The sequence below is a fragment of the bacterium genome, from assembly GCA_026398675.1.
Classification (GTDB): Bacteria; RBG-13-66-14; RBG-13-66-14; order RBG-13-66-14; family RBG-13-66-14; genus RBG-13-66-14.
The window spans coordinates 1-3798 of the sequence record JAPLSK010000354.1 but is presented as its reverse complement, the minus strand read 5'-3'; the positions used below and the strand labels follow the sequence as shown (position 1 = coordinate 3798).

4 protein-coding genes are annotated in these 3798 nt (G+C 64.4%); 1 reads left to right on the top strand and 3 read right to left on the bottom strand.

Annotation, left to right across the window (positions count from 1 at the left end; genetic code table 11):
* The 3 genes from NTW26_10770 to rpsL all read right to left on the bottom strand — a co-directional run.
* On the bottom strand, positions 1–805 hold an 805-nt coding region (locus tag NTW26_10770; GenBank protein MCX7022733.1), incomplete at its 3' end, for a GTP-binding protein.
* Between the two features lie 692 nt (positions 806–1497).
* Entirely contained in the window at positions 1498–1968 is a 471-nt protein-coding gene (rpsG, locus tag NTW26_10765; protein MCX7022732.1) for a 30S ribosomal protein S7, read from the bottom strand.
* Positions 1969–1971: 3 nt separating this feature from the next.
* Positions 1972–2343 carry a 30S ribosomal protein S12 gene (rpsL, locus tag NTW26_10760; GenBank protein ID MCX7022731.1) on the bottom strand — a complete coding sequence of 124 codons (372 nt, stop codon included), beginning with the start codon at positions 2341–2343 and terminating at the stop codon, positions 1972–1974.
* Between the two features lie 247 nt (positions 2344–2590).
* Between rpsL and NTW26_10755 the strand changes: the two genes are divergently transcribed.
* A partial coding sequence (locus tag NTW26_10755; GenBank protein ID MCX7022730.1) for a glycosyltransferase family 39 protein occupies positions 2591–3798 on the top strand: 1208 nt, incomplete at its 3' end.

Sequence of the window (3798 nt, the reverse complement as noted above, 5' to 3'; positions counted from 1 at the left end):
CGCCGTTGCGCACCGTCAGCAGCAGCGGCTTCCCCTCCAGGCCGCCGAAGCGCTCGATCTGCACCTCGGGATCATCGCACCGCGCCAGCGTCACCGGCTCCCACCCGGCCTGTGTCAGCCGCCGGATGATGGGCAGGTACTTCTGCATGAGAGCGTCGTCGTACTCGGCGGCGGCTTCCACCAGACGCTCGCGGTAAGGGGCGGCCATCTCGGCCAAAGGCCCGTCCAGCGGCTCCCGTGTGACCGTCAGTCCCAGGTCGTCGCCGAAGGTGACCAGCTCCATCGTCAAGAGGTCCACGACGCCTCGGAAGTCGTCCTCGGCGCCCACGGGGATGGTGACGGGGACCGGGTTCGCCTTGAGCTTTTGGACCAGGCTCTCGAGGGCGCGGTCGAAGTCGGCGCCCACGCGGTCCATCTTGTTGATGACGGCCAGACGCGGTATGCCGTAGTGCGTCGCTTGGCGCCAGACCGTCTCGGATTGGGGCTGCACCCCGGCCACGGCGCAGAAGACGCCGACGGCTCCGTCCAAAACTCTCAAAGAACGCTCCACTTCGACGGTGAAGTCTACGTGGCCCGGTGTATCTATTATGTTGATGCGGTGCCCTCGCCAGGAGCAGGTGGTGGCGGCGGAGGTGATGGTTATCCCCCGCTCCTTCTCCTGCTCCATCCAGTCCATTTCCGCGGTGCCCTCGTGGACCTCGCCGATCTTGTGTGTCTTGCCGGAGTAGTAGAGGACTCGCTCGGTGAGGGTCGTCTTCCCGGCGTCAATGTGGGCCGTGATGCCGACGTTGCGGATGAGGGCTATCCCGACCTTTTGTCGTTCAGGGTCCACGGCTCGCGCTAAAGGGTATAACCCGCCCGGGCGCCTTGCGGGCGTCTGCCCCGGGGAGATCCCCGAAGGTCAGTGTCGTTTTCTCTTAAAGACCGCGTCGCGGTCCGCTCGGTGGCCGTTTTAACGGCCGTCGGGGCTTTATCGCCCCCCCCAGGACCCCTTGTCGGTCACGGAAAGAACCTGGCGGTTCCGCCGCGGCCATAACGGGGTTTTTCGGCCAGTCGTCTTACGGGGCATTCAACGTGCTTCCGGGAAATGTTCCCCTTCGCTTTAACCGGCCCCCTTGACCAATTTACAATTGCGGGAGGCAATAAAAAGGTCGCGGGTCGTTCACCGGTTCACGAAGAGTCGCCTTAACCGGCCCCCTTGACTGGCCCTTTGAGCTTATAAAAGCTCTCGGAGCTGTCATCGGGTTCGGTTCACCGGCTTCATCTTAACCGGCCCCCTTGACTGGCCCTTTGAGCTTATAAAAGCTCTCGGAGCTGTCATCGGGTTCGGTTCACCGGCTTCGTCTTAACCGGCCCCCTTGACTGGCCCTCCTGGTCCGAGGAGGGGTCGGTGCGTATCCCGTCGCGGGGAGGGGACGGCACCGATTCCCCTGGTGATTCCCCCCGAGGGGGGAAGAAGGAAGGGCAAGGGGTTTAAACCCCTTGTCTCCTTACTATTTAGAAACGGAAGTGGGCGAAGGCCTTGTTGGCGTCGGCCATACGATGGGTGTCCTCGCGTTTCTTGACGGAGGCGCCCACCCCGTTGTGCGCGTCAATGAGCTCCAGGGCGAGTTTTTCGACCATGGAGTGCTCGTGGCGTTTTCGGGCGAACGAGATAATCCAGCGGATTCCCAGTGCGACCTTGCGTTCGGGTGGGACCTCGATGGGGACCTGGTAGGTGGCGCCGCCGACCCGTCGGCTCTTGACCTCGAGGTTTGGCTTGACGTTGCGCAGGGCGTCCTGGAAGACCTTTATGCCCTCGGTGCCCGTTTTCTTCTCGATCATGGTCAGGGCGGGGTAGAAGATGTTCTCGGCGACGGACTTCTTGCCCTGGTGCATGAGGCAGTCTATGAAGCGTGTGACGAGGGGCAATCCGTAGACGGGATCGGGTGTGAGATCGCGGCGCTGGACTTTTGCTCTGCGGGGCATGGGTTATTTCTCCCTCTTGGTGCCGTATTTCGAGCGCTGCTGGTGACGTCCCGAGACGCCGATGGAGTCGAGCGTCCCGCGGATGATGTGGTAGCGGACGCCTGGCAGGTCCTTTACGCGGCCGCCGCGCACCAGCACGATGGAGTGCTCCTGAAGGTTGTGCCCCTCGCCGGGTATGTAGCTGGTGACCTCGATGCCGTTGGTGAGCCTGACGCGGGCGACCTTTCGGAGGGCCGAGTTCGGCTTTTTCGGTGTCACGGTCCACACGCGGGTGCAGACGCCCTTCCGCTGTGGGCAGGAGTCCAGGGCGGGGGCCTTAGTCTTCTTCTTCTTGGCCTGACGGCCCTTGCGCACGAGCTGGTTGACGGTCGGCATGGGGTAACAAATCCCTTCGTCCTGGTAAAACTAAAACCTGCACCCACGTCACCGATAAAGGGCGGGGGCGCGAATCCGCCGGAACGAGAGGCCGCCGCTTTCTCGTCGCCGGTGGGGCATGGTCTGCGGCGGCGGGGCGTAAGGATATGATAGGCGCGGCGGGAATGTCAAGGGGTGAAGGTGAGGGAGCGCGTGCCGGCGTGACTCCCCCCTTGCCCCCGGAACCGGCGGGGATTAAACTAGGGGCGTGAAAGCAATCCCCATCGCGTCATGGCTCGCCAAAAGGCGCTGGCCGCTCATCATCTTCGCGGCGGCCCTCCTCCCGCGCCTGGTGTTCATCCTCACCACGTCGGCGCAGCCGCTGTACCGGGCCAACGTGGCCGACGCCTACGAGTACGAGGTCCTGGCGGACAAGATACTGGCCGGGGACCCGGGGGCGGGCGGCGAGGTCTTCTTCCACTCCTCGGCGGGGTACCCGTACATCCTGGCGCTCGTCTGGTCGGTGTTCGGTAAATCGCTCGTGGCGGCGCGTCTCATCCAGGCGCTGGCGGGCGCGCTGAACGCGGTGGTGATTTTTCTTTTGGCCCGCCGCCTGTTCGGGGGGGAAAAAGAGGAGGAACACAGGCGCGGGGAAATCGTGGGGCGCATCGCCGGGTTCGGCGCGGCGCTCTACGGCTACCTCGCCTTCCTCGAGCTCGACCTGTTGATGACCGCCTATGAGTTGTTGGCGATAAACCTGGGGCTGCTGTGGCTGGTGAAGTTTTTGGACGGGCGGCGTTGGCGGCACCTGGTCGGGGCGGGGCTGGCCTTCGGCGTCGCCAGCCTGGGCCGGCCCAACGTCTGGCTCGTCGCCGTCGTCCTGGCGGTGTTCATTATTATCGTCCTCACGCGCCGGTGGAAGTGGAAGACGCTCCGGGCCCTGGGCGCCGGGGCGCTGATGGTCGGCCTGTGCTTCGTCCTCATCCTGCCCGTAACGCTGCGCAACGCCCTGGCGGCCGACGACCCGGTCCTTCTCAGCTCCAACGCCGGGGTGAATTTCTGGATCGGCAACAACGAGAACGCCACGGGTTACTGGGGCGTGCCGGGGGACATGCGGGACCGGCTCTTCGAGTCGAGCCGGAAGCGGGCCGAGGCTGCCTCGGGGCGGGAATTGGAGCCCAGCGAGGTCTCGGCCTGGTGGATGGACCGGGCGGGCGACTTCATCGTAAGAAATCCGGTCCGGGCGCTGGGGCTTTTCGCCAAGAAGGCGCTTCTTTTTTTCAACGCCTACGAGATGCCCAACCACCTGGACTACTACTTCGTGCGGGCGCGGGGCGGGTGGGCTCTGTGGCTGATGCCGCTGGGCTTCTGGCTGGTGATGCCGCTGGGGCTCGCCGGGCTCTTTCTGTGGCGGCCCTGGGGGGACAAGCACCGGCTCATCGCGGTGTTCGTCATTCTTTACTTCCTGATGGTGGT